Below are 23,062 nucleotides of genomic sequence, written 5' to 3' on the forward strand. Positions count from 1 at the left end.
AAGCGACCCTCGTGCGCCGAGGCGCCGTACACGAGAGCCGAGGCGCCGACTGTGCCGCGTGCGGTGGGCGGGCCGCCGTTGTGAACCCCCGTTCCCCAACCGCACCCCGTTCTCCAACCGCACACGGCGCGGATACATCACCGCCACCGCACAGCGGGCCACCAGGCCGACGTGTCCGGTGCCGGTTTCCGTGTGCCCGCCGTCCGGTGGCGGCAGCCGGGAAGTGTCAGCGCTCCCTGAGCCGGGTCACTTCGCCAGGAAGGCCAGCAGCGCCGCGTTGACCTCCTCCGCGTGAGTCCACAGAAGGCCGTGCGGCGCGCCTTCGATCTCCACGTAGTCGGCGGAGGGGAGTGCCTTGTGGAACAGTCGCGCGGTTCCCTCGGCGGGCAGGATCCGGTCGGCCGTGCCGTGCAGGATCAGAGTCGGCACATCGATGGCCGGGATGTCGGCCCGGAAGTCGGTGTACCAGGTCGACGGCGCGGCAGCGGCCGCGAAGAATCCGCCGGCCGCCGCGGTGTTCCAACTGCCGCGAACCGCTTCCTCGCTGATCCTTGTGCCGAGGTTCTCGTCAAGGTTGTAGAAGTTCTTGAAGAAGTCGCTGTAGAAGGCGTAGCGGTCCGCCTTGACGGCCGCGACCACGCCGTCGAAGAACTCCTTCGGCGCGACCCCGTCCGGGTTGTCGTCGGTCTTGAGCAGATAGGGCTCCAGCGATCCCAGGAACGCGAGCTTGGAGACCCGCGCCGAGCCGTTGGCGGACACGTATCGGGCGACCTCACCGGTGCCCATCGAGAAGCCGACCAGGACGGCGTCCCGCAGGTCGAGTGTTTCCATCACGGTGTTCAGATCGGCCGCGAAGGTGTCGTAGTCGTAGCCGGTCGTCGGCTGGCTGGACCTCCCGAAACCGCGGCGATCATAGGTGATCACGCGATAGCCGGCATCGAGTAGTGCGGCGCTTTGCCGCTCCCAGGAATGTCCGTCGAGCGGGAAGCCGTGGATAAGGACAACCGGCTGCCCGGTTCCGTGATCCTCGTAGTAGAGGTCGATGGTGGCGGAGTTCTCCTGACCCACGGTGATGTACGGCATGACTTCTCCTTCATCCGGAATAGTGGTGCGTGCCGCGCTCCCTTGCCCTGTCGGCTCAGGAATGCGCTCTGTGAAGCCCGTCAGCCCGGATTGGTGCGGGGCCGACCCGGCGTGCGCGGCACGGGAAGTGCTGACGGTGCCCCGTCCGCACAGTTGCTCTCTTCATGGCTTTCGAGGCGCGGGACACCATGGTCGACCACCGCTCGCAGCCTTGCGGTCGTGTCCCTTTCAGGCGCGGACCAGAGGGGTGTCGACCAAGTGCTCCGCCAGGAACCACGCCTGGAGTTCGCCGGTCCGGATCACCTGTGACACCAGCAGGTCGTTGGTGCCGTCGTCACCCAGCTCCCCGGTCCTGGCAGACGCGTCGTGAGCCTCGACGAGGATGGACTCGTGTGCCTCCAGCAGACGCGACAGCATCACAGGCACTTCCTCCACTCCGTCCGGCGGGCGCGGAATCGATGTGATCTCCGCGACGTGCCTGGGATCCCCCACCGCGACGCCGCCCAGGGTCTGGACCCGCTCGGCGAGAGCGTCGACGAGTTCGAGCTGTTCGCCCGCGTGCTTGTCCAGCAACAGGTGCAGTTGGTAGAAGGTCGCCCCGCGCATCAGCCAGTGGTGCTTCTTGTAGAGGCCGAAAAGGATCTGGGTGTCCGCCAGCACCTTGTTGAGCCGCTGGCAGGAGTACATGCGTGTCTCGTAGGACAGGCCGAGTGGGAACTGCTTGACGGTCCCGAACTCTTGGATGACCCCTCCCTTCTGATGCAGCCGAGGCTGGCTGCTTCCGGGCCGAGAGCTGGTTGTCATGTTGGGCCTCCTGCGCTGCTGTCTATCGGTGCACGATCGACGCTAGATGCCTGTTCGGCGGCTCTGTAGCCCAGGAGCGCATGCGGTGCTGCTCAGCAGCGCACCGCAACACGGCCTCTGCCCGGTGTTCGTTCTCGGGCAAGCGCTCGTGCGCCGGCGGAGCACCTGGCCGGTGTCGTACCTGCCTAGCCTCCTTGCGGGCCGAGTCGGTCCGACGAGCAAGTGGGAGAGGCATGAGTACGAGCGAGCAGGCCGATGTGGTTGTCCTGGGGCTGGGGCCTGGTGGCGAGTACGCCGCGGGGACCCTCGCGGAGGCTGGGCTGGACGTGGTGGGGATCGAGGCGGAACTCGTCGGAGGCGAGTGTCCGTACTGGGGCTGCGTTCCCAGCAAGATGATGATCCGGGCCGGGAACCTCCTCGCCGAGGCGGAGCGGGTCTCCTTTCTCGCCGGTGACGTGCGGGTCGCTCCCGACTGGAGCCGGGTCTCCGGACGTATCCGGGGCGAGGCCACCGACGACTGGAATGACCAGGCGGCCGCCGACCGCCTCGCGGCGAAGGGCGGCCGACTCGTCCGCGGAAGGGGACGACTCACCGGGCCGCGCCAGGTGACCGTCGGCGAGCGTACGTTCCAGGCCCGACGCGGTGTTGTGCTGGCCACGGGCACCCGGCCCCGCGTTCCCCCGGTCCCCGGCCTCGCGGAGACGCCGTACTGGACCAACCGGGACGCCATGGCGACCAAAGAGATGCCCGCCTCGATGCTCGTGATCGGCGGAGGTGCCATCGGTGTGGAACTCGCCCAGGTCTTCGCCCGGTTCGGGTGCGCGGTCACGGTCCTGGAGGGACAGGACCGGCTGCTGTCGCAGGAAGAACCGGAAGCCGGGGATCTGGCCGCGAAGGTTCTGCGGGCCGACGGTGTCACTGTTCTCACCTCGGCCCGGGCCCGGCTCGTCAGCCATGACGGTAGCGGGTTCACCGTCCGCCTTGAGGGTGAGGAGGAGCCCTTGCGCGCTGAGCGGCTTCTCGTGGCCACCGGGCGCGGCGTCGATTTCTCCGAATTGGCGGTCGACGGGGCGGGCCTCGACCGTTCGGCGCGGAGCGTGCGCACGGACGGGCAGATGCGGGCTGGTGAGGGGCTGTGGGCAGTCGGCGACATCACCGGTCGCGGCGCCTTCACCCATGTGTCGATGTATCAGGCGCAGATCGCCGTAAAGGACATCCTCGGGCGCCCCGGTCCCGACGCCGACTACCGCGCACTGCCCCGTGTCACCTTCACCGATCCCGAGATCGCGGCCGTCGGGCTCACCGAGCGGCAGGCGCGCGAGCAGGGCCTGCGGGTGCGCACCGGGCTGGTGCCGATCGCCTCCTCCACGCGTGGCTGGATCCACGGGCGGGGCAACGAGGGGTTCATCAAGCTGATCGAGGATGCCGACCGTGGCGTGCTGATCGGGGCGACCTCGGCGGGACCAGCGGGTGGTGAGGTTCTGTACGGGCTGAATGTCGCCGTCCACGCGGAGGTGCCCGTCGAGCGCCTCCAGCACATGATCTACACCTATCCCACCTTCCACCGCGCCGTGGAAGCCGCTCTGGGAGCCCTTCGCTGAGCCCCCGCCGGACATATACGCTCCCAGCACGGCCATGGCGCACTCTGCCGGCCTGGGCCTCGGACCGTGCCGTTCACGGCCGGGCCGGTAAGGCGCGGGGATCGGGCGGCACCATGCTGGGCCGGGATCCCGGCGAACCGCACAGGACCGCCACCTCGCTGGAACTCTTCTTCGACCTGTGCTTCGTCATCGCGGTGGCGCAGGCATCCGAAAGTCTGCACGAAGCGGTCGCTGACGGGCACTACGCCACCGGCTTCCTGCGCTTCGCACTGGTCTTCTTCACCATCTGGTGGGCGTGGATGAACTTCACGTGGTTCGCCTCCGCCTATGACCCGGACGACGTCTCCTACCGGTTGACGGTCCTGGTCCAGATCACGGGCGCCCTTGTCCTCGCGGCCGGTGTTTCCCGGGCGTTCGAGGAAGGCGATCTGCGCGTCATTACGCTGGGATATCTGATGTTGCGTACGGCGCTGGCCGGGCTGTGGCTGCGTGCCGCGCGCTCGGACAGCGGTGGGCGGCGGACCGCTCTTCGATTCGCCGCAGGGGTGACCGCGTGCCAGGTCGGCTGGGTCGGGCTGGTTTTCGTCCCGGCTCCGGCACGGTTGCCGGGCATCATCGTGATGATCATCGCCGAGCTCTCCGTGCCGGTGTGGGCCCAGTCCGCCGGGATGACGCCGTGGCATCCGCGTCACATCGCCGAGCGTTACGAGCTCTTCATCCTCATCGTGCTCGGTGAGTCCGTCTCAGCCGCCACCACGGCGGTCCGCGACGGCTTCGACCAGCACCACAGTTCCAGCGCGCTGTACGCCCTCGCGGCGGGCGGCCTGCTCATGGTCTTCGCCATGTGGTGGTTGTACTTCGCCTGGCCCGCGCACACCCTGCTCGCCACGACGCACCGGACCGATCGCAAGATGTTCACCTGGGCGTACGGCCACTATCTGATCTTCGCCTCAGCGGCGGCCACGGGAGCCGGCCTGGCAGCGTACGCCGGGCTGGTCACGCGGAACACCGGTGTCCCGTCGCCGGCGGCGGGGGCCGCGGTCACCGTCCCGGTGGCGCTCTTCCTGATCACCGTGTGGGCCGTGCACGTCCGGCCTCACCAACGGAGCGTGGTTGAACAACTCGCGTTCCCTGTTGTCGCCGTCTGTGTGCTGACAGCCGCGTACTCCCCGGCGCCCGCACTCGCCGCCGGTCTGATGATGGTGGCCCTGGTCGTCGTGGTCACGCTGAGCGACCGCGCCGGACGCGGACGGAAGGAGGAAGGACTGACGTCCTCGGCACTGGCAGCGGTCCGCGGTCCCAGGAGACCACCCGGTTCCGCGAAATCGTGAACACTCCGGTCAGTTCCTGCCGGCCGGTGCGGACCAGTGAGCGGGAGCGGGGCTCCGAAGGCCGCCGGCTGCTCCAGGACAGGGCCTCTGGTCTCCTCGGTCATGAAGGAGCAAGCCGCGTCGCGCACATGCGGGCCGTCGAGCGAGATCGACAACGCGCCGGACCGCCCCCGCTGCCTCGACGGCGGCGGGGGCGGTCCGGGCGATACAGGCGTGTGGATCGTCGTCACACGGCGACGACCTGCCCGGTTATCAGGCTGAGTGAAGCGCGGTGCGCAGGGTGTTGACCGCCATCGTGATGGCGGCCTCCGCGGCGTAGGTCCCACGCAGAGCGTTCAGCATCACGAAGTCGTGGATGATGCCCTGGAAGCGCACAGCGGTGACGGGGACACAGGCCTCGCGGAGCTTGTTGGCGTACGCCTCGCCCTCGTCGCGCAGGACGTCGGCCTCGCCGGTGATGACCAGCGCCGACGGCAGTCCGGTGAGCTGCTCGGTGGTGGCGCGCAGCGGCGAGGCGGTGATCTCCGCGCGCTGGCTTTCGTCGGTGGTGTACTGGTCCCAGAACCACTGCATGCCGTCGCGGCGCAGGAAGTAGCCCTCGGCGAACTGGTGGTACGAGGCGGTGTCGAAGCTCGCGTCGGTGACCGGGTAGAACAGCACCTGCTGGACCAGCGGAATGCCGCCGCGCTCCTTGGCCATCAGGGTCAGCGCGGCGGTCATGTTGCCGCCGACGGAGTCGCCGGCCACGGCCAGCCGGGAGCCGTCCAGGCCCTTGGTGCCGCCCTGCTCCACGACCCACTGGGCGACCGTGAAGTTCTGCTCGATGGCGACCGGGTAGCGGGCCTCCGGGGAGAGGTCGTACTCGGGAAAGACCACGGCCGCGTCGGCGCCGACGGCCAACTCGCGCACCAGGCGGTCATGGGTGTGGGCATTGCCGAAGACCCAGCCGGCGCCGTGGATGTAGAGGATCACCGGCAGGGTGCCCTCGGCGCCGGTGGGCTTGACGACGCGGACCCGTACGCTGCCCGTGGGACCGCCCGGGACGGTGATCCACTCCTCGTCGACCGCGGGCTTGTCGATCCCGCCGGACTGCACCTCGTCGACAGCCTTGCGCCCGTCCGCCGGGGCGAGGTCGAACAGGTAGGGCGGGTTGGCCGTCGCTTTCACGAAGGCACCTGCCGCCGGCTCCAGCACAGGCTGGACCGGCTCCACGGAATCGGACATGTGAAACTCCTAAGATGTCATGCGATATGCCGGGTCTTCCGGCGAAACAACCCGGATCGCGCGCGGAGCGCCCCGGTGTCGCTGATCACCACGCTAAATTTTGTGAGCGGGCGGGAACCGCTCGCGAGCGCACTACTCGTGTTCCCGCAGCGCACCGAGGGACGGCGGCTCCCGGCCGGCGACGGTGACATGGGCGAGCGCGTGGTGTGTACATCCCTGGTGGACAGGGCGTACTGGCGCGCGGCGGCCTCGATCCGCTCCGCGCGGGAGCGGTTCTCGGCGTAGAGCGCCGGTGCCTGTCCGGTGGTGTCGCTCCGGCGGTCAGCGCGCGGCGCCGGAAGCGACCAGCTCCTCCGCCGGGCCGTTGACCGGCTGCGGCGTGCCGGTGAGATCCAGTGCGAAGAGCGGCAGGCCGACCTCGTCCGCGCGGGCGAGGGCGTCGTCCGCGTAACCGGCCAGCGAGAAGAAGACACTCACCGCGGAGGCGTTCAGCCCGTTGAGCCAGAGGCACTCGACGGAGCGCAGCGAGGTCGCGCTGGTGGTCGGGTCGACCTGGGCGATCAGATCGGGGCCGCGCAGATCGATGCCGGAGGGCGACGGCTCCTCGGCCTGGACGACGCTCTGGAAGCCCAGCCAGCGGAGATAGAGCGCCGCGGCGGTCACCGCGTCGTGGGCCGTACGGATGGTGAGCGGACTGAACGGCGGACGTGCCGGTGGCTCCTGCGAGGGCCGTCCGGCCGGGTCCGGCGCCTCGGCGCCCGGCGTGAGCGGCGGTGTCGCGCCCGCGCGCGGCGTACGTACCGCAATCCGCAGCACGGAGCCGCACGGGCAGCCCAGCTCCGGCTGCGGCCAGTGGTCCTCGCGCCCGCATGCCGTACAGCGGACCGGCACCCACTCCTCCGCCCAGGTGCGGCGCGTGATCGGCTGCACGGCTGCGCCCGTGACCAGCGGCGGTGCGACCGGAGCGCCGCAGGCGCACGGGTAGGCCGACGCCATGAAGGCGTGGCGGCGCCCGCACGACGGGCAGTGTACCGAGACGCTCTCTCCCACGAGGACCTCCTCCGGCCGTGCCGCGTGTCCATATCGTCCATCAACGGCGAGGCCCCGGGAGCGTCTTCGGCCATCCCTTGACGCCGCATCACAGGCGTCTTAGATTAATTCCATATAGCAGAACTAAACTTCCGCAATACGGAATCGACTCTCAGGTGGCGCGACAGAGCCCGAATCCCGACCGGAGCAGGAGCACTCCATGCCTCGAATGACCGCTGCCCGAGCGGCAGTTGAGATCCTCAAGCGCGAAGGTGTGACAAACGCGTTCGGTGTGCCGGGCGCCGCGATCAACCCCTTCTACGCGGCCCTGAAGGCGTCCGGCGGCGTCCGTCACACGCTCGCGCGCCATGTCGAGGGCGCTTCGCACATGGCCGAGGGCTACACCCGTACGCACCCGGGCAACATCGGCGTCTGTGTCGGTACGTCAGGGCCCGCGGGCACCGACATGATCACCGGCCTGTACTCCGCGCTCGGTGACTCGATCCCGATCCTGTGCGTCACCGGTCAGGCGCCGACGGCGGTGATCCACAAGGAGGACTTCCAGGCCGTCGACATCGCCTCGATCGCCAAGCCCGTCACCAAGGCCGCGACGACCGTCCTGGAGGCCGCCCAGGTCCCCGGCGTCTTCCAGCAGGCGTTCCATCTGATGCGCTCGGGCCGTCCGGGTCCTGTGCTCATCGATCTGCCGGTCGATGTGCAGCTCACCGAGATCGAGTTCGACCCGGAGACCTACGAACCGCTGCCGGTCTACCGGCCCGTCGCGAGCCGCGCGCAGGCCGAGAAGGCCATCAGGCTGCTGAACGAGTCCGAGCGTCCGCTGATCGTCGCCGGCGGCGGCGTCATCAACGCCGACGCCGCGGGTCCGCTGGTCGAGTTCGCCGAACTGACCGGCGTCCCGGTCATTCCCACCCTGATGGGCTGGGGAGCCATCGCGGACGACCACGAGCTGAACGCCGGCATGGTGGGTCTGCAGACCTCGCACCGCTACGGCAACGCGACGTTCCTGGAGTCGGACTTCGTCCTGGGCATCGGCAACCGCTGGGCCAACCGCCACACCGGCAAGCTCGATGTCTACACACGGGGCCGGAAGTTCGTCCATGTCGACATCGAGCCCACCCAGCTCGGCAAGATCTTCGCGCCGGACTACGGCATCGCCTCCGACGCCGGGGCGGCGCTGGAACTCTTCATCGAGGTGGCCCGGGAGCTGAAGGCGGCCGGCGAACTGCGCGACCGCGGCGCGTGGGCGGCCTCCGCGCGAGAGCGCAAGGCCACGCTGCACCGCCGTACGCACTTCGACGACGTGCCGCTCAAACCGCAGCGCGTGTACGAGGAGATGAACCGCGCCTTCGGTCCCGAGACCCGGTATGTCACCACCATCGGCCTCTCCCAGATCGCCGGCGCGCAGATGCTGCACGTCTACCGGCCGCGCCACTGGATCAACTGCGGCCAGGCGGGCCCGCTCGGCTGGACCGTACCGGCCGCGCTGGGAGTCGCCATCGCCGATCCCGAGGCGACGGTCGTGGCGCTCTCCGGCGACTACGACTTCCAGTTCATGCTCGAAGAGCTGGCGGTCGGCGCCCAGCACCACATCCCGTATGTCCATGTGCTGGTGAACAACGCCTATCTGGGTCTGATCCGCCAGGCTCAGCGCAACTTCGACATCGACTTCCAGGTCAATCTGGAGTTCGAGAACCTCAACTCGCCGGAACTGGGCGTCTATGGCGTCGACCATGTCAAGGTCGTCGAGGGCCTGGGCTGCAAGGCGATCCGGGTCACCGAGCCGGACCGGCTGCTGCCGGCCTTCGAGGAGGCGAAGAAGCTGGCCGCCGAGCATCGCGTACCGGTGGTCGTCGAGGCGATCCTGGAACGCGTCACCAATATCTCGATGAGCGGCAGCGACATCGCGAGCGTGAACGAGTTCGAGGATCTCGCCACGGAGCCGTGGCACGCGCCCACGGAGATTCTGCCGCTGGCCTGACCGGCGCCCGGGCCCACGGAGCGGCCACGTCCACCGAGGCCAAGTCCACCGAGGGGGGAAGGCCGGCCCCGCACCGGAGAGATCGGGTGCGGGGCCGGCCGTTGTGCTCAGCAGCCGGACACGCGCCGGCCGGCACCGAGGCGTGTACGCCCTGGCACCGGTGATTCGGTGATTCGACGGTGATCCGACGGTGAGATGGTTCCGGGCGGCGGCAGCGCCTGGGCGCGACAAGGACAGGTGTCAGCGCTGCCGCTGCCCGGGTTCTGGGGGCCGGTACGCGGTAATCCCGTGGTCCGGCCGTCAGGTCGGGTCAGACCTGCTCGCCGGAGAGGCGTTCGACGGAGCGCAGCAGCGCGGAGTGGTCCAGACCGCCGTCGCCCTGAGCACGCAGGGAAGCGACCAACTGGGCGACGACGGCGCCGACCGGGAGCGCGGCACCGACCTCGCGGGCGGCGTCGGTGACGATGCCCAGGTCCTTGTGGTGCAGGTCGATCCGGAAGCCGGGCCTGAAGTCACGGTTCAGGAAGTTGTCCCTCTTACGCGTGAGCACGGTCGAGCCGGCCAGGCCGCCGTTGAGGACATCCAGCGCGGCGGCCAGATCCACGCCCGACTTCTCCAGGAAGACCACCGCCTCGGCGCAGGCCTGGATATTGACCGCGACGATGAGCTGATTGGCGGCCTTCACCGTCTGGCCGGCTCCGTGCGGGCCGCACAGCACGATGGTCCTGCCGAGGGCGTCCAGCAGCGGCCGGGCCTCGTCGAAGTCGGCCTCCTCGCCGCCGACCATGATGGAGAGGACCGCCTCGACCGCGCCGGCCTCGCCGCCGGAGACCGGGGCGTCCAGGACACGGATGCCCTTTCCCGCCGCGTTCCTCGCGAGGTCCACGGATGTCACCGGCGTGATCGAGGACATGTCGATCAGCAGCGCTCCGCGCCGGGCGTTCGCCAGGATGCCGTGCTCGCCGTACGCGACCGCCTCGACCTGCGGGGAGGCCGGAACCATCGTCACGATCACATCGGCGTCGCGCACGGCGTCCGCGACGGAGGCCGCGACCGTCCCGCCGGCCGCCGCCAGCCGCTCCAGCTTGTCCTGCTCCAGAGTGAAGCCGGTCACCGGGTAACCGGCCTTGATGAGGTTCTCGGACATGGGAGATCCCATGATCCCGAGACCTATCCATGCGACCTTGGGGAGATTGCTCATCGGGGATCCTCTTTCCACGCGCGCGTCGGAACGGTCAGTTGGCGATCCAGCCGAAGGCCTCGGCGCTCGGGCGGGCGCCCGGCTTGTACTCCAGGCCCACCCACCCCTCGTAACCGGCCTTGTCCAGGCGGTCCAGCAGTTCCTGGAGCGGCAGTGATCCGGTGCCCGGCGCGCCTCGGCCGGGGTTGTCCGCGATCTGTACGTGGCCGGTCCTGGCGGCGTACCGGTCGATGACCTCGTTGAGGTCCTCGCCGTTCATCGACAGGTGGTAGAGGTCGAGCAGGAACGCGGCGTTGCCGAGTCCCGTCGCCGCGTTGACCCGGTCCACGACCTCGATCGCGGACTCCGCGCTCACCAGCGGATAGAGCGGTGACTCCGGCTTGTTCAGCGCCTCGATCAGCAGGGTCGCGCCGATCCGGTCGGCCGCGCGCGCGGCGAGCACGAGATTCTCCAGGGCGAGGGCGTCCTGGACGGCCGGGTCGACGCCGTCGACGCGGTTGCCGTACAGCGCGTTGAGCGCCGTGCAGCCCACGGAGGCGGCGAAGTCGGCCGCGACCTCGATATTGGCCCGGAAGCGGTCGGACTCCTCGCCGGGCACGGAGAGCGCGCCGCGGTCCGGCCCCGGCAACTGCCCGGCGTACAGATTCAGTCCCACCAGTCTGGTGCCGGCGTCGTCGAGCGCCTTCTTGAGCGCGTCGAGCTCGGCCCGCGGCGGAGTGGGCGTGTCGGTCCAGGGCCACCACAGCTCCACCGCGGTGAAGCCCGCGGCGGCGGCCGCCGCCGGGCGTTCCAGAAGCGGGAGCTCGGTGAAGAGGATGGACAGGTTCACATCGAAGCGCTGGTCGGCGCCGCGCCCGTTCGTGGAGTGAGGGGCCATGAGGAGTCAGGCGCTCCTTCCGTATCGCGGAAGTATTATTCTGCTTGATGGAAAGCCTGCCTTTGTGGTCCAGGGCTGTCAAGTGTGCTCCGGGATTTCGTCGACGCCGTACGCGCGGACCAGTGCGGGCCCAGGGAGATCGTTCACTCCCGGTCGACGGTGAAGGTGCGGCGCGTCCTCGGGCCTTCGCTCTCCGGCGCCGCGTCCGTAACGGAAAGGAACCGGTCGCGCGGTGCGTGGCCTCGGGCCGCCGCTGCCGGTACAGGCCCCGCGCAGCGCGGATGCGCCCACCACGCGAACTGCCCAGACTGAGGGTATCGAGGACTGGACTGGTAACCATGGGCGCATCGGATGCCACTGAAGGCCACGCCCGTACGGACGGGGCCGGTCGCGGCGCACACGTGGTGCTGGACTCCCGGGCCGTCGTCATCGCGTGGAGTCCGGAGGCCCAGGAACTCCTCGGCTACCGCGCCGCGGAGATCATCGGGACGCCGGCTGCCGAACTGCTGGCCGGCGACGGCCCCGGGCCAGGAGTCCTGGTACGCCATCGGGCAGGCCATCTGCTCCGGTGCCGGCTGGATCTGCGACCCGGCGAACCGGCCGACGGCGCCATGAGGTGGATCGCGGTGCTGACCGCCTCGCCCGCGCCGGAACTCGCCGACGCCGAGCACGCGGCCCTTGAGGCGCTGTTCACCGAGTCACCGATCGGACTGTTCATACTCGACCCGGAGCTGCGCGTGGTCCGGTTCAACGCCGCCGCGGAAGGCATGCAGGGCATCGAGATCGAAAGAACCCTCGGCCACCGGTTGAGCCAGATCTGGCCCGGCGCCGATGCCCGGGCGGTCGAAGAGACACTGCGCCGCGTCCTGGAGTCGGGCGAGCCGGCGACCGGCTTCGAGAAGCGCTGCTACCCGCCCAGCGATCCGCTCCGCCAACACGTCTACGAAGCCTCCGGGTTCCGCCTCCGGGATCCTGCGGGCCGGATCCTGGGCGTGGCCGAGGCCGCCATCGATGTCACGGCCCGGTACCGGGCCAGGGAGCGCCTGGTCCTGCTGGCGGAGGCGAGCGCGCGGATCGGAACCACTCTGGACCTCATGCGAACGGCTCAGGAACTCACCGAGACGGCGGTGCCGCGGTTCGCCGACGGCGCCTGCGTCGATCTCGTGGACGCGGTACTGCGAGGCGCTGAACTGCCCGCGGGACCGGTCGGCCAGGAGACCGAGCTACGGCGTGTCGCGACGCTCTCGGCCGGTGGCGGCGAGCGACCGCGGGCTGGGCCCGACGACGCGAGCGGTCCGCCGCGTTGCTTTCCCATGCCGCACGGCCAAGTCCTGGCCGACCTGCGGCCCCGGCTGGTCAGCCCGCTCGACAGCGACCGGGAAGGCGCGCACTCCATGATGGTGGTGCCGCTCACCGCCCGTGGTGTGGTCCTCGGACTGGTCAGCTTCTACCGGTGGCAGGACGAGCCGGGACCGTTCCAGGACGACGATCTGACCCTGGCCGTGGAACTCGCCACACGCGCCGCCGTCTGCGTGGACAACGCGCGCCGCTACATCAAGGAGCGCCACACCGCTCTGTCCATGCAGCGGAGCATGCTGCCCCAGGTCATTCCGGAGCACAGCGCGGTGGAGGTCGCTCATGGCTTCGCTCCGTCCGGTGAGGGCTCGGAGTGGTTCGATGTCGTCCCGTTGTCCGGAGCGCGTGTCGCGCTCGTGGTCGGCGATGTCTCAGGACAGGGCCTGAACGCGACCGCCACGGCGGGCCGGCTGCGTACCGCCGTACGCGCGCTGGCCGATCTGGACATGGCACCCGATGAGCTCCTGGCCCGTCTGGACGATCTCGTGGCCGGTCTCAACGCGGGACTGGACGCCGTACCGGCCGGAGAGCGGACGGCCGAGCCGGTCGCCGGGCACACCTGCCTCTATGTCGTCTACGACCCCGTGAGCCGGAACTGCACCATGGCCAGCGCGGGACACCCGCCACCGGTCATCACCCGTCCCGACGGTTCCGTGGACATTCCGGAGCTACCGGTCGGCCCGGCGCTCGGCACGGGCGAGACGCCGTTCCGCGAAGCGACGCTGGCACTTCCCGAAGGCAGTCTGATCACTCTGTACAGCCGTGGTCTCCTCCGGGCGCGCCACCGCGACCCGGAGGCCGGCCGGTCCGTACTCGAACGCCTGCTGGACCACTCCGACCCGGACCTCGACCGTGATCTGGAGACGATCCGCCGGACCGCCGCCGACGCGCTTCTGCCCGGACATCAGGCGGACGCGGGCCTGCTGATCGCCCGCACCAGAGTGCTGACTCCGGCCCAGGTCGCCTCCTGGGACCTGCCGCGCGATCCCGCCGTGGTCGGAACCGCCCGCGCGCTCGCGGACCGTCAACTCGCCATCTGGGGACTGGAAGGCGATGTCTCGTTCACCACCGAGCTGGTCGTGAGCGAACTCGTCACCAACGCCATCCGGCATGCCGAGGGAACCATCGGCCTGCGGCTCATCCGGGAACGCGGCCTGATCTGCGAGGTCTCCGACGGTAGCTGCACCGCGCCCAGGCTGCGTCACGCCCGTACGGACGACGAGGGCGGACGCGGACTCCTCCTGGTCGCGGAGTTCGCGTCGCGCTGGGGCACCCGCTACGAGAACGGCGGCAAGACCATCTGGACGGAGCAGCCGCTGCCGGTCCCGGCCGCCTGAGCGCGCGGGTGGTGGCGAGGACCGCGAGCACCTGCCGCCTTGGCCCGCGTGTCCGTTAAGGTCGGGTGCGGGTTCCTGGGGCACACGGACGCCGCGACGACTCTGGATGTCCCGGCGTTTCAGTGGAGGTTCCGTGCGATTGCGAGTGGAGTTCACGACCGAACCCTTCGACCTCGACGAGGTGCCCGCGCACGCGGTGGTGGCCCGTGAGGTCGTCCAGGACGCCGAGCTGGACTCCGTCGATGTCGGTCCGTTCGGCAATACGGCGGAAGGCGGCGCGGAAGCGGTACTGAGCACGGTGGACGCCTTGCTGCGTCAGTCGCTGGCCGCCGGTGCGACGCGGGTCTCGCTCCAGGTCAATGTGATCGCGGACGAGGAGGGCGGGCGGTGACCGACCCCCGGGACCATCCGTTCGTCGCGGCCGTCAAGCCGCTGATCGATGCCATGGGCGGCGAACTGATGGCGCCGCACGAGGCCCGGCCGGACGATGTCGTCCTCGCCTGGGAGGGCGAGGATCTGCTGGCCGTGAGGCTGCCGCAGCTTTCGGAGTCCCTGGACCACATCCTGGCGGCCCTGGAGCGCGGGCACGGTGTGCCGCTGGCCGAACTGGACCGCAAGTCCAAGCAGTCGGTCGTGCGTGTGCTGGAGGCCAGAGGCGCCTTCTCCGTACGCCACGGCGTGGAGACGGTGGCGAGCGCTCTCGGCGTCAGCCGCTTCACCGTCTACAACTATCTCAACCGCGAGAGCGCCGCCAAGGGTGAGTAGCCGCACTCGGGCGGTGGCTCTCGTATACGAGATTTCAACAAAGTGTTGACGTGATGTGGCCGAGGGCGTTAGCTGTGCGAAGCCCGCCCAGCAGAGCCACGGAGGCTGCCGTGACGTCGACACCGACACCGGGCCTCACCCGGTTCAACGCCCTTCCCGACAGCGCGGCCCTGGCCGCACTGCACGAGGTGTGCGCGAGTCCGGCGTGGAGCGGCAAGCTGCTCAGCCGGCGTCCGTTCGCCACTCTGGACGCCCTTCTGGACGCGAGTGACGCGGCGACGGCCGCTCTGGGCCCCAGCGATCTGACCGACGCGATGGCGGGCCATCCGCCGATCGGCCGGCCCGCTCCCGGAGACCCGGTCTCCTCCCGCGAACAGCGCGGGATGGCCGGCGCCTCGGCGGAGCTCAGGGCCGAGATGCTCGAACTGAACCTGGCCTACCAGGACACGTTCGGCCATGTGTTTCTGATCTGCGCGACCGGAGCGACCGCCGAGCGGATGCGCGACGCGCTGAAGGCCCGGATCGGCAACACGCCCGAGCGGGAGCGCGCGAACGTACGCACCGAGCTGGGCAAGATCAACCGGATCCGGCTGACCCGTCTGGCCGAAGACCTCGCGGAAGATTCGCCGGCCGGACGCGACGGAGGAACCGAGGGAGAAGGAGAGCGGCGGTCATGAGTACCGACACCACCGCCTCGGTGTCCACACACATCCTGGACACCAGCGCCGGACGGCCCGCCGTGGGCGTCGCCGTCTTCCTCGCCGCACGCGGCGGCCCGCACGAGGACTGGGCGTCGCTCGGGTCTTCGAGGACCGGCGCGGACGGGCGCTGCACGGACCTGCCGGCACTGCCGGAGGGCACCGGCCAGGTACGTCTCGCCTTCGAGACCGAGATGTACTTCTCCACAGGAGGAACCGAGGCGCACCAGGACGCTCCTCGGGGAAGGGACGGCGAGGTGTCGTTCTTTCCGGAGGTCGCGGTCACATTCACCGTCAGCCCCGGCGAGCACTACCACGTACCGCTGCTGCTCAGTCCGTTCGGCTATTCGGTCTACCGGGGGAGTTAGGCGATCAGGGACTGATGACAACGCCGTCAGACGCGGCGCCGGGCCGGCGAGCCCGGCAGGATCCGAAAGGGAGGCTCCACCAGATGCCCACGATTCTCGGTCAGAACCAGTACGGCAAGGCGGAGACCCGCGTCGTCAGGATCACGCGCCACGGCCGGACTCATCACATCAAGGACCTGAATGTCTCGGTCGCGCTCTCCGGCGACCTGGACGATGTCCACTACTCCGGCTCGAACGCGCATGTCCTGCCGACCGACACCACCAAGAACACGGTGTACGCGTTCGCCAAGGAGCACGGCATCGAGTCGGCGGAGCAGTTCGGCATACGTCTGGCCCGGCACTTCGTGACCAGCCAGGAGCCGATACACCGGGCGCGCATACGGATCGAGGAGTACGCGTGGGAGCGCATCGAGACCTCCGACGGTGAGTCAGGGTCCGGCGCGGACGAGGCCAGGCACTCCTTCGTCCGCAAGGGCCAGGAGACCCGGGTCGCGCAGATCACCTTCGACGGTGAGAAGTGGCAGGTCATCTCGGGTCTGAAGGACCTGACCGTGATGAACTCGACGAACTCCGAGTTCTGGGGTTTCGTCAAGGACAAGTACACGACGCTCCAGGAGGCGCACGACCGCATCCTCGCGACCGAGGTGTCCGCCAGATGGCGTTACGGCTGGTCGGGCGGGGACGAGCCGATGCCGGACTGGGACGACTCGTACGAGCAGGCCAGGAAGCAACTGCTCGGGACCTTCGCGCGGACGTACTCCCTCTCGCTCCAGCAGACGCTGTACCACATGGGCTCACAGATCATCGAAAACCGCGACGAGATCGACGAGGTCCGGTTCTCGCTGCCGAACAAACATCACTTCCCGGTCGACCTTGAGCCGTTCGGGCTCAAGAACGAGACTGCCGACGGCGCTGTCTATTTCGCGGCCGACCGTCCGTACGGCCTGATCGAGGCCACGGTCCTGCGCGACGGAATCGAGCCGCGGATCCCGTTCGACATGACCGATCTCTGAGCAACGCCGCACCGGAAGTCACCGGAAGCCCGAAGTCACCGGAAGCCCGAAGTCAGGAAGAGGAACAGCCATGGCGGCCTCGCGCATCGTCATCGAGAACTGCGCCATCGCGACCGTGGACGCGCGGGACACCGAGTACGCCTCGGGGCACGTCGTCGTCGCGGACAGCCGGATCGAGTCGGCCGGCGCGGGCCGGGCCCCGGCCGGTCTGGAGAATGTGGTCCGCCGTATCGACGGCACCGGCCATCTCGTCACGCCGGGCCTGATCAATACGCACCACCACTTCTACCAGTGGATCACCCGTGGACTCGCCACCGACCACCATCTCTTCGACTGGCTGGTCGCGCTGTATCCGGTCTGGGCGCGTATCGACGAGCCGATGGTCCGCGCGGCCGCGCGGGGCTCTCTCGCGATGATGGCCCGTGGCGGAGTCACCACCGCGATGGACCACCACTATGTGTATCCGCGCGGCTCGGGCGATCTGTCCGGGGCGATCATCGGAGCCGCCGCCGAGACAGGCGTACGCTTCACTCTCGCCCGTGGCTCCATGGACCGAGGGAAGTCGGACGGCGGTCTGCCGCCGGACTTCGCGGTGGAGTCCCTCGACGACGCGCTCGCCGCGACCGAGGAGACCATCGACGCCTACCACGACACCTCCTTCGACGCGATGACACAGATCGCGGTCGCGCCGTGCTCGCCGTTCTCCGTCTCCACCGAACTCCTCAAACAGGGCGCGGAGCTGGCCCGTGGCAAGGGCGTGCGCCTGCACACCCACGGCAGCGAGACCGTGGAGGAGGAGCAGTTCTGCAAGGAGCGGTTCGGCATGGGACCGACCGACTACTTCGAGTCGGCCGGCTGGCTCGGCCCCGATGTATGGATGGCGCACTGCGTCCATATGAACGACTCCGACATCGCGGCCTTCGCCCGTACCGGCACCGGCGTCGCGCACTGCCCGTCCTCGAACGCCCGCCTGGCCGCCGGTATCGCCCGCGTTCCCGACATGCTCAAGGCCGGTGTGCCGGTCGGCCTCGGTGTCGACGGCACCGCCTCCAACGAGTCCGGCGAACTCCACACCGAACTGCGCAACGCACTTCTGATCAACCGTCTCGGCGCCCGTCGCGAGGCCGCGCTGAACGCCCGCCAGGCGCTGCGTCTCGGTACATACGGCGGCGCGCGGGTCCTCGGCCGCGCGGACCAGACCGGCTCGATCGAGGCCGGCAAGCTCGCCGACCTCGTGCTGTGGAAACTGGACACGCTGGCCCATGCCTCCATCGCGGACCCGGTTGTCGCGCTGGTCTTCGGAGCGGCGGCCCCGGTGACGCTCTCCCTTGTCGGCGGAAAGACCGTCGTCGAGGACAACCGACTGACCACGGTGGACGAGGACGAGATCGCCCGCGCCACACGGAGCGAGGCCAGACGCCTCGCGCGGATCGCCGCAGCGGACTGACGCGGCCTCGACCGCACCGAGAACCACCTCCCTGACAACCGCGTCGCCGCCGACGCGCAACCGACCGGAGGAAGCGCCGTGGCCACTCGGCCCAGGACCGGCAAGCTTCGAGGTGTACGCGGCGAGGAGGACACGCGCGCCGCCGCCGACACAGACGCCGATATAGCCGCCGGCCCCGAAACCGGCCCCGAAACCGGCCCCGTCGCCGGCCGGAAGCATCCGGTCGACGAGAGGCTCCCGCCCGGCAGGACGTTCACCAGCGGCCTCCAGCATGTGGCCGCGATGTACGCCGGTGTGGTGGCACCGCCCATGATCGTGGGCCCCGCCGTCGGCCTCGATGCCCGGGACACCGCTTTCCTGGTGGGCGCGAGCCTCTTCACCGCCGGTATGGCCACGCTCCTCCAGACCCTCGGCCTCTGGAAGATCGGCGCGCGGCTCCCGTTCGTGAACGGAGTCTCCTTCGCCGGTGTGACCCCGATGATCGCCATCGGCAAGGAGCGCGGCGCCGACGGCGTCGCCGTCATCTTCGGCGCGATCATCGTCGCCGGTCTGCTGGGCTTCGTCCTCACTCCGTATTTCTCGAAGCTTGTCCGGTTCTTCCCGCCCGTGGTCACCGGCACCGTCATCACTCTGATAGGTGTCTCGCTGCTTCCCGTGGCCTTCACCTGGTCGGGAGGCGGCGACGCCGCGGCCGCCGACCACGGTTCGATCCGGAACGTCGCGATGGCCGCGCTCACTCTGGTGATCGTGCTGGCGCTGCGGAAACTGCTGCGCGGCTTCCTCCAGCAGATCGCCATCCTGCTCGGCCTCGTCGCGGGCACGGTCATCGCGATTCCGCTCGGGATGACGAGCGCCGACGCCATCGAGGACGCCGCTCTGGCCGGCTTCCCGGCGCCGTTCCACTTCGGCGCTCCGCAGTTCGAGATCGCGGCCGTCATCTCCATGTGCGTCGTGATGCTCGTCTGTATGACCGAGTCCACCGCCGACATGCTCGCTCTCGGCAAGATCGTGGAACGACCGGCGGACGAGCGGACCATCAGAGCCGGACTGCGCGCCGACACCCTCGGCAGTGCCGTCAGTCCGCTGTTCAACGGCTTCATGTGCAGCGCCTTCGCGCAGAACATCGGCCTTGTCGCCATGACCGGGGTCCGCAGCCGCTTTGTCGTCGCGGCCGGCGGCGGCATCCTGGTCCTGCTGGGCCTCTGTCCGGTCCTCGCCTCCGTGATCGCGCTCGTCCCGCTGCCGGTCCTCGGCGGCGCCGGCATCGTCCTGTTCGGCTCGGTCGCCGCGAGCGGTATCCAGACCCTGGCCACCGCCGCGCTGGAGAAGGGCGAGAACGCGCTGATCGTCGCGGCGGCCCTCGGTATCGGGCTGATCCCGATCGCCGCTCCGGACTTCTACCGTGCCTTTCCGGAGGACCTGATGGTGGTGCTCGACTCGGGCATCAGCACCGGATGCGTGATGGCCGTCGTCCTCAATCTCGTCTTCAACCACCTTGGCCCGAAGCGGCGTTCGCAGGCGGAGCCCGCCGAGCCCGCTCCGGCGCCGTCCGTCACCGTGCGCTGACGCCGCCGAGAGCGCCCGCGGTGCACACGCCGACGGCCCGCACCGCCTGGTAGCGGTGCGGGCCGTCGGGTGTTGTGGTGTCCGGTCAGGCGGTCGCCACGGCGAACACGTGGATCGTGCCACCGGCGGTCGTGTCCGGCAGGGTCACGCTCGCCAGCCGCTTACCGGCGGCCAGTTCGATCGGCGCCGTGGCGAAGACATCCGTGCCCACCGGGTCCGTACCGCCTCCGGAGACATCGCGGTACGTGGTGTGCACGGCCACCGTGTTGCCGAACCGCGGCTGTCCGGAACCACCGTCCAGCGTCCAGTCGCTGAAGCCGATCTCCGCCCGCTGGGTCGTACCGTCGGTGTAGGTCAGCGTCACGGTCCCGGTGGTGGCGCCGTTGGCGGCGCTGCCCAGCAGACTCAGTTTCGTGGCGTCGGCGGACGCCGGTACATCCAGCACCTGGCCTCCTCCGACGACCTCGATATTGTCCGGCTCACCGGCGTTCACCTCCGGCCAGAGGAAGTCGAACCCGGCGGCGGAGACGGTGCCACCGGGCTTGGCTCCCGCCGCGGCGAGGGACGCAGCCGAGTAACTCCAGCCGCCGCCGTCGAAGTTGGCCCCGGGGTTCTTGTCGTCCGCCGAGATGCCGTTGTTGTTGAGATTCCACATCACGCTGTTCCGCGTGGCGACCGTCACCGCCAGCGATCCCTTCGGCAGTGCGGCGCCGGAGGAGGAGGTGAAGGTCACCGGTACGGAGTAGAAGCCCGGCCGGGTGCCGGCCGGCGCCGCGACAGAGATCTTCGTGCTGCCCAGACCGCCGCCCGGTACCGCGAAGTCACCTTCGGACGGAGTCACCGTGACACCGGCCGGCGCGGTGGCCCTCCAGTGCACCGTGGTGGCCGTGTCCTGCAACGACTGCACCTTGACGGTCGAGTCCGCCGCCGCGCCGCCGGGCTCGGCCTTCACCAGTCCCGGACTGGTTCCCGTGAAGAACGGCACTCCGCCTTCGCGGAAGGACGGCGGGACATCGGCCGGCGCGCTGCCCCAGGAGGTGTTCGGCTTGCTTCCCAGGGTGTAGTCCAGGGTGCCGCCGCGCGTGACGAACGAGGCCGGGACCCACGGCTTGCCGGACTTCTTGCCGTTGGTCCGCAGCGACTGGATGTACTTGTTGTCCGCCGAGGCGTTCGGAGCGTTGACCGTGATCGTCTTGCCGTGGCCGGTGCGGATCACGGCGCGCGGGAAGAGCGGCGCCGAAAGCACCAGGTCGGCGCGGCTGGGGACCTGCGGATACATGCCCAGCGCGGAGAAGACGTACCAGGACGACATCGTCCCCGCGTCGTCATTGCCCGGGATGCCGCCGGGCGTGTCGGTCCACAGCGTGTCCATCTCCGCGCGGACCGTCTCCTGTGTCTTCCAGGGCGAGCCCAGATAGTTGTAGAGATACGGCGTGTTGATGTCGGGCTCATTGGTCGGGTCGTACCGGGTGGGATCCTTGGCCGAGAAGTCGAAGGCGCCGTCCGGGGTGCGGAAGAACGCGTCGAGCCGCGCCTCCGCCGCCTCGGGGCCGCCCATGGCGCGGGCGAGGCCGGCCACATCGGAGTAGACCATCCAGGTGTAGCGAGCACTGCTGCCCTCGACGAATCCGCTCTCGGTGCCGGGGCTGAACGATCCGCCGGACCACGTCCCGTCGGACTTGCGGTCGCGCATATAGCCGGCGCCGGGAGTGGCGTTCGGGTCGAAGACATTCATCCAGTTCCCGGAGCGCTCCAGGAACTTCTTCTGGTTCGCACGGTCGCCGGTGTGACGGGCGAGTTCGGACAGACCGTAGTCGGCCGCCGCGTCCTCCAGGGTCTCCGCCGCTCCGCCCCAGCAGTGGCAGCCGTCGGCCGGTACGTATCCGAGGGCCAGGTACTTGTCGAGAGCCGGGCGCTGGCCCACGCACTCCACGTTGCAGCCCGCGCTGTCGGAGTCGTTCGCCGTCGGCACGGTCGCGGCCGTGATCAGCGACCGCAGGGCGCCCTTGACATCGAAGTCATGGCCGCCGAAGGCATAGATGCCGGCCAGCGCCGCGTCCGACGGGTCGCCGGACATCACGCTCGTCTTGCCGTTCTGCAGCAGCCAGCGGTCCCATTCGCCACCGCGCTGCCCGGCATAGTTGAACAGGGACTGCGCGTAGTCACTGCCGGCCTTCGGGTTGAGCAGGGTCATCAACTGCACCTGCGCGCGGTACTGGTCCCAGCCGGAGAAGGTGCCGTACTGCGCCTTCTGGCCCTTGGCCAGCTTGTGCGGCTTACGGTCGGCGCCGAGATACCGGCCGTCGACGTCGCTGGTCAGCGTGGGTTCCAGCATCGAGTGGTAGAGCGCCGTGTAGAACGTGGTGCGCTGTGCGTCGGTGCCGCCGCTCACCTTGATCTTGTCCAGCTCGTTCTTCCAGGCTCCGGCCGCCGCCGCGGCGACACCGTCGAAGCTCTTGCGCGGCGGGTTCTCGGCGCGGAGGTTGGCCTCGGCGTTCTCCGGACTGACATAGGAGATCGCCACCTTCGCGCCGACCTCGCGCGTCCCCGCGCCGAAGGTGACGTACGCGCCCGAGCCCTTGCCCGCCACCGGATTGCCGGACGAGCTGTAGCCCGTACCACCGGTGGCCGAGGTGGAGCCGGGCCGCACCGTCCCGTCCGTCCAGGTGCCGACCTTGGCGAAGGGCCGGTCGAAGTGGGCGGTGAAGTACAGCGTGTACAGGTCCTTGCGGTTGTTCGCGCTCTGCGGGCCGCAGAAGTTGCCCGCGCTGACCGAACCGGTCACGGTCCTGGCGGCGGCGTCCACTCGTACGGTGGCATCGGTGCTGCCGCTCTCGGAGTTGGACGTGCGGAACAGCATGCTGGCCGGTTTGTCGGCCGGGAAGCCGAATCGTCCTGAACCGGTCCGGGAGGTCACGGCCAGCTCTGCGGACGCGCCGCTGTCGAGACCGACCTTGTAGTAGCCGGGCCGCGCCGTCTCGTTGCTGTGGGAGAAGGTGCTCGCGTACTTGGCGTCGGTGGTGTCGGCCGTCGGCGAGGAGTCGACGTCGCCCACATACGGCATGACCGGGATGTCACCGTTGGCTCCGGAGCAGCCGACGCCGTTGAGATGCGTGAGGCTGAAGCCGCGGATCTTTGTCGCGTCGTACTGGTAGCCGCCCGGAGCGGGCGTCGAGACCTGATTGCCGCGGGAGTTCTGCGGACTCCACGCCAGCATGCCGAACGGCGTCACCGCGCCCGGATAGGTGTTGCCCGCGTTCGACGAGCCGATCAGCGGATTGACGTACGAGACCGGATTCTTGACTTCGCCGCGCCCGGGTGTGGCCGAGGCGGGTGTGACGGCCGTGGTCATCGCCAGGGCCG

At 69.4% G+C, this 23,062-nt stretch carries 19 protein-coding genes; 12 read left to right on the forward strand and 7 right to left on the reverse strand.

Annotation, left to right across the window (positions count from 1 at the left end; translation table 11 throughout):
- Nucleotides 1-246: 246 nt before the first annotated feature.
- Both PV679_RS09400 and PV679_RS09405 read right to left on the reverse strand, forming a co-directional pair.
- On the reverse strand, nucleotides 247-1,083 hold the full coding sequence (locus tag PV679_RS09400) for an alpha/beta hydrolase (RefSeq protein WP_319679637.1): 837 nt from the start codon (nucleotides 1,081-1,083) through the stop codon (nucleotides 247-249).
- A gap of 228 nt (nucleotides 1,084-1,311) precedes the next feature.
- A complete protein-coding gene (locus PV679_RS09405) occupies nucleotides 1,312-1,887 on the reverse strand; it encodes a DNA starvation/stationary phase protection protein (protein WP_319679638.1) in 576 nt (191 codons plus the stop codon).
- A gap of 233 nt (nucleotides 1,888-2,120) precedes the next feature.
- On the opposite strand from PV679_RS09405, the gene PV679_RS09410 reads away from it, so the two are divergent.
- Complete coding sequence (locus PV679_RS09410; protein ID WP_319679639.1) at nucleotides 2,121-3,488, forward strand: NAD(P)/FAD-dependent oxidoreductase; 1,368 nt, start codon at nucleotides 2,121-2,123, stop codon at nucleotides 3,486-3,488.
- A 113-nt stretch (nucleotides 3,489-3,601) separates the two neighbouring features.
- Nucleotides 3,602-4,819, forward strand: a complete 1,218-nt coding sequence (locus PV679_RS09415; protein WP_319679640.1) for a low temperature requirement protein A — start codon at nucleotides 3,602-3,604, stop codon at nucleotides 4,817-4,819.
- Between the two features lie 252 nt (nucleotides 4,820-5,071).
- Here PV679_RS09415 and PV679_RS09420 read toward each other — a convergent pair whose 3' ends face one another.
- Nucleotides 5,072-6,043, reverse strand: a complete 972-nt coding sequence (locus PV679_RS09420) for an alpha/beta hydrolase (RefSeq protein WP_319679641.1) — start codon at nucleotides 6,041-6,043, stop codon at nucleotides 5,072-5,074.
- Nucleotides 6,044-6,145: 102 nt separating this feature from the next.
- Between PV679_RS09420 and PV679_RS09425 the strand changes: the two genes are divergently transcribed.
- Nucleotides 6,146-6,328, forward strand: a complete 183-nt coding sequence (locus tag PV679_RS09425; RefSeq protein WP_319679642.1) for a hypothetical protein — start codon at nucleotides 6,146-6,148, stop codon at nucleotides 6,326-6,328.
- A 36-nt stretch (nucleotides 6,329-6,364) separates the two neighbouring features.
- Here the strand turns inward: PV679_RS09425 and PV679_RS09430 are convergent, their stop codons facing one another.
- Nucleotides 6,365-7,039, reverse strand: coding sequence for a hypothetical protein (locus PV679_RS09430; protein ID WP_319679643.1), 675 nt, complete (start codon nucleotides 7,037-7,039; stop codon nucleotides 6,365-6,367).
- A 253-nt stretch (nucleotides 7,040-7,292) separates the two neighbouring features.
- Between PV679_RS09430 and gcl the strand changes: the two genes are divergently transcribed.
- The gene (gcl, locus tag PV679_RS09435) at nucleotides 7,293-9,071 is read left to right on the forward strand and encodes a glyoxylate carboligase (RefSeq protein ID WP_319679644.1); all 1,779 of its coding nucleotides are present in this window, start codon (nucleotides 7,293-7,295) and stop codon (nucleotides 9,069-9,071) included.
- A 310-nt stretch (nucleotides 9,072-9,381) separates the two neighbouring features.
- Here gcl and PV679_RS09440 read toward each other — a convergent pair whose 3' ends face one another.
- Nucleotides 9,382-10,272 (reverse strand): 2-hydroxy-3-oxopropionate reductase, encoded by an 891-nt coding sequence (locus PV679_RS09440; protein WP_319679645.1) that lies wholly within the window; start codon nucleotides 10,270-10,272, stop codon nucleotides 9,382-9,384.
- A gap of 34 nt (nucleotides 10,273-10,306) precedes the next feature.
- Entirely contained in the window at nucleotides 10,307-11,149 is an 843-nt protein-coding gene (locus PV679_RS09445; RefSeq protein ID WP_319679646.1) for a TIM barrel protein, read from the reverse strand.
- A 338-nt stretch (nucleotides 11,150-11,487) separates the two neighbouring features.
- Between PV679_RS09445 and PV679_RS09450 the strand changes: the two genes are divergently transcribed.
- The 8 genes from PV679_RS09450 (at nucleotide 11,488) to PV679_RS09485 (ending at nucleotide 19,699) form a co-directional block, all read left to right on the forward strand.
- On the forward strand, nucleotides 11,488-13,842 hold the full coding sequence (locus PV679_RS09450; protein ID WP_319679647.1) for a SpoIIE family protein phosphatase: 2,355 nt from the start codon (nucleotides 11,488-11,490) through the stop codon (nucleotides 13,840-13,842).
- Between the two features lie 133 nt (nucleotides 13,843-13,975).
- Nucleotides 13,976-14,233: a hypothetical protein gene (locus PV679_RS09455; protein ID WP_319679648.1), complete on the forward strand. Its 258-nt coding sequence runs from the start codon at nucleotides 13,976-13,978 to the stop codon at nucleotides 14,231-14,233.
- On the forward strand, nucleotides 14,230-14,607 hold the full coding sequence (locus tag PV679_RS09460; RefSeq protein ID WP_319679649.1) for a helix-turn-helix domain-containing protein: 378 nt from the start codon (nucleotides 14,230-14,232) through the stop codon (nucleotides 14,605-14,607). Before PV679_RS09455 ends, PV679_RS09460 begins: the two co-directional genes overlap by 4 nt.
- 110 nt (nucleotides 14,608-14,717) lie before the next feature.
- Nucleotides 14,718-15,284, forward strand: a complete 567-nt coding sequence (gene uraD / locus PV679_RS09465; RefSeq protein ID WP_319679650.1) for a 2-oxo-4-hydroxy-4-carboxy-5-ureidoimidazoline decarboxylase — start codon at nucleotides 14,718-14,720, stop codon at nucleotides 15,282-15,284.
- The gene (gene uraH, locus PV679_RS09470) at nucleotides 15,281-15,673 is read left to right on the forward strand and encodes a hydroxyisourate hydrolase (protein ID WP_319679651.1); all 393 of its coding nucleotides are present in this window, start codon (nucleotides 15,281-15,283) and stop codon (nucleotides 15,671-15,673) included. The genes uraD and uraH overlap by 4 nt, the downstream gene beginning before the upstream one ends.
- A gap of 83 nt (nucleotides 15,674-15,756) precedes the next feature.
- Nucleotides 15,757-16,686 (forward strand): factor-independent urate hydroxylase, encoded by a 930-nt coding sequence (gene pucL, locus PV679_RS09475; RefSeq protein WP_319679652.1) that lies wholly within the window; start codon nucleotides 15,757-15,759, stop codon nucleotides 16,684-16,686.
- A 70-nt stretch (nucleotides 16,687-16,756) separates the two neighbouring features.
- Nucleotides 16,757-18,133, forward strand: a complete 1,377-nt coding sequence (locus PV679_RS09480; RefSeq protein WP_319679653.1) for an 8-oxoguanine deaminase — start codon at nucleotides 16,757-16,759, stop codon at nucleotides 18,131-18,133.
- Nucleotides 18,134-18,295: 162 nt separating this feature from the next.
- Entirely contained in the window at nucleotides 18,296-19,699 is a 1,404-nt protein-coding gene (locus tag PV679_RS09485; protein WP_319679672.1) for a nucleobase:cation symporter-2 family protein, read from the forward strand.
- An 85-nt stretch (nucleotides 19,700-19,784) separates the two neighbouring features.
- Here PV679_RS09485 and PV679_RS09490 read toward each other — a convergent pair whose 3' ends face one another.
- A complete protein-coding gene (locus PV679_RS09490) occupies nucleotides 19,785-23,051 on the reverse strand; it encodes a GH92 family glycosyl hydrolase (protein ID WP_319679673.1) in 3,267 nt (1,088 codons plus the stop codon).
- Nucleotides 23,052-23,062: the final 11 nt, after the last annotated feature.

It is taken from the genome of Streptomyces sp. AK02-01A, assembly GCF_033795305.1.
Taxonomy (GTDB): domain Bacteria; phylum Actinomycetota; class Actinomycetes; order Streptomycetales; family Streptomycetaceae; genus Streptomyces.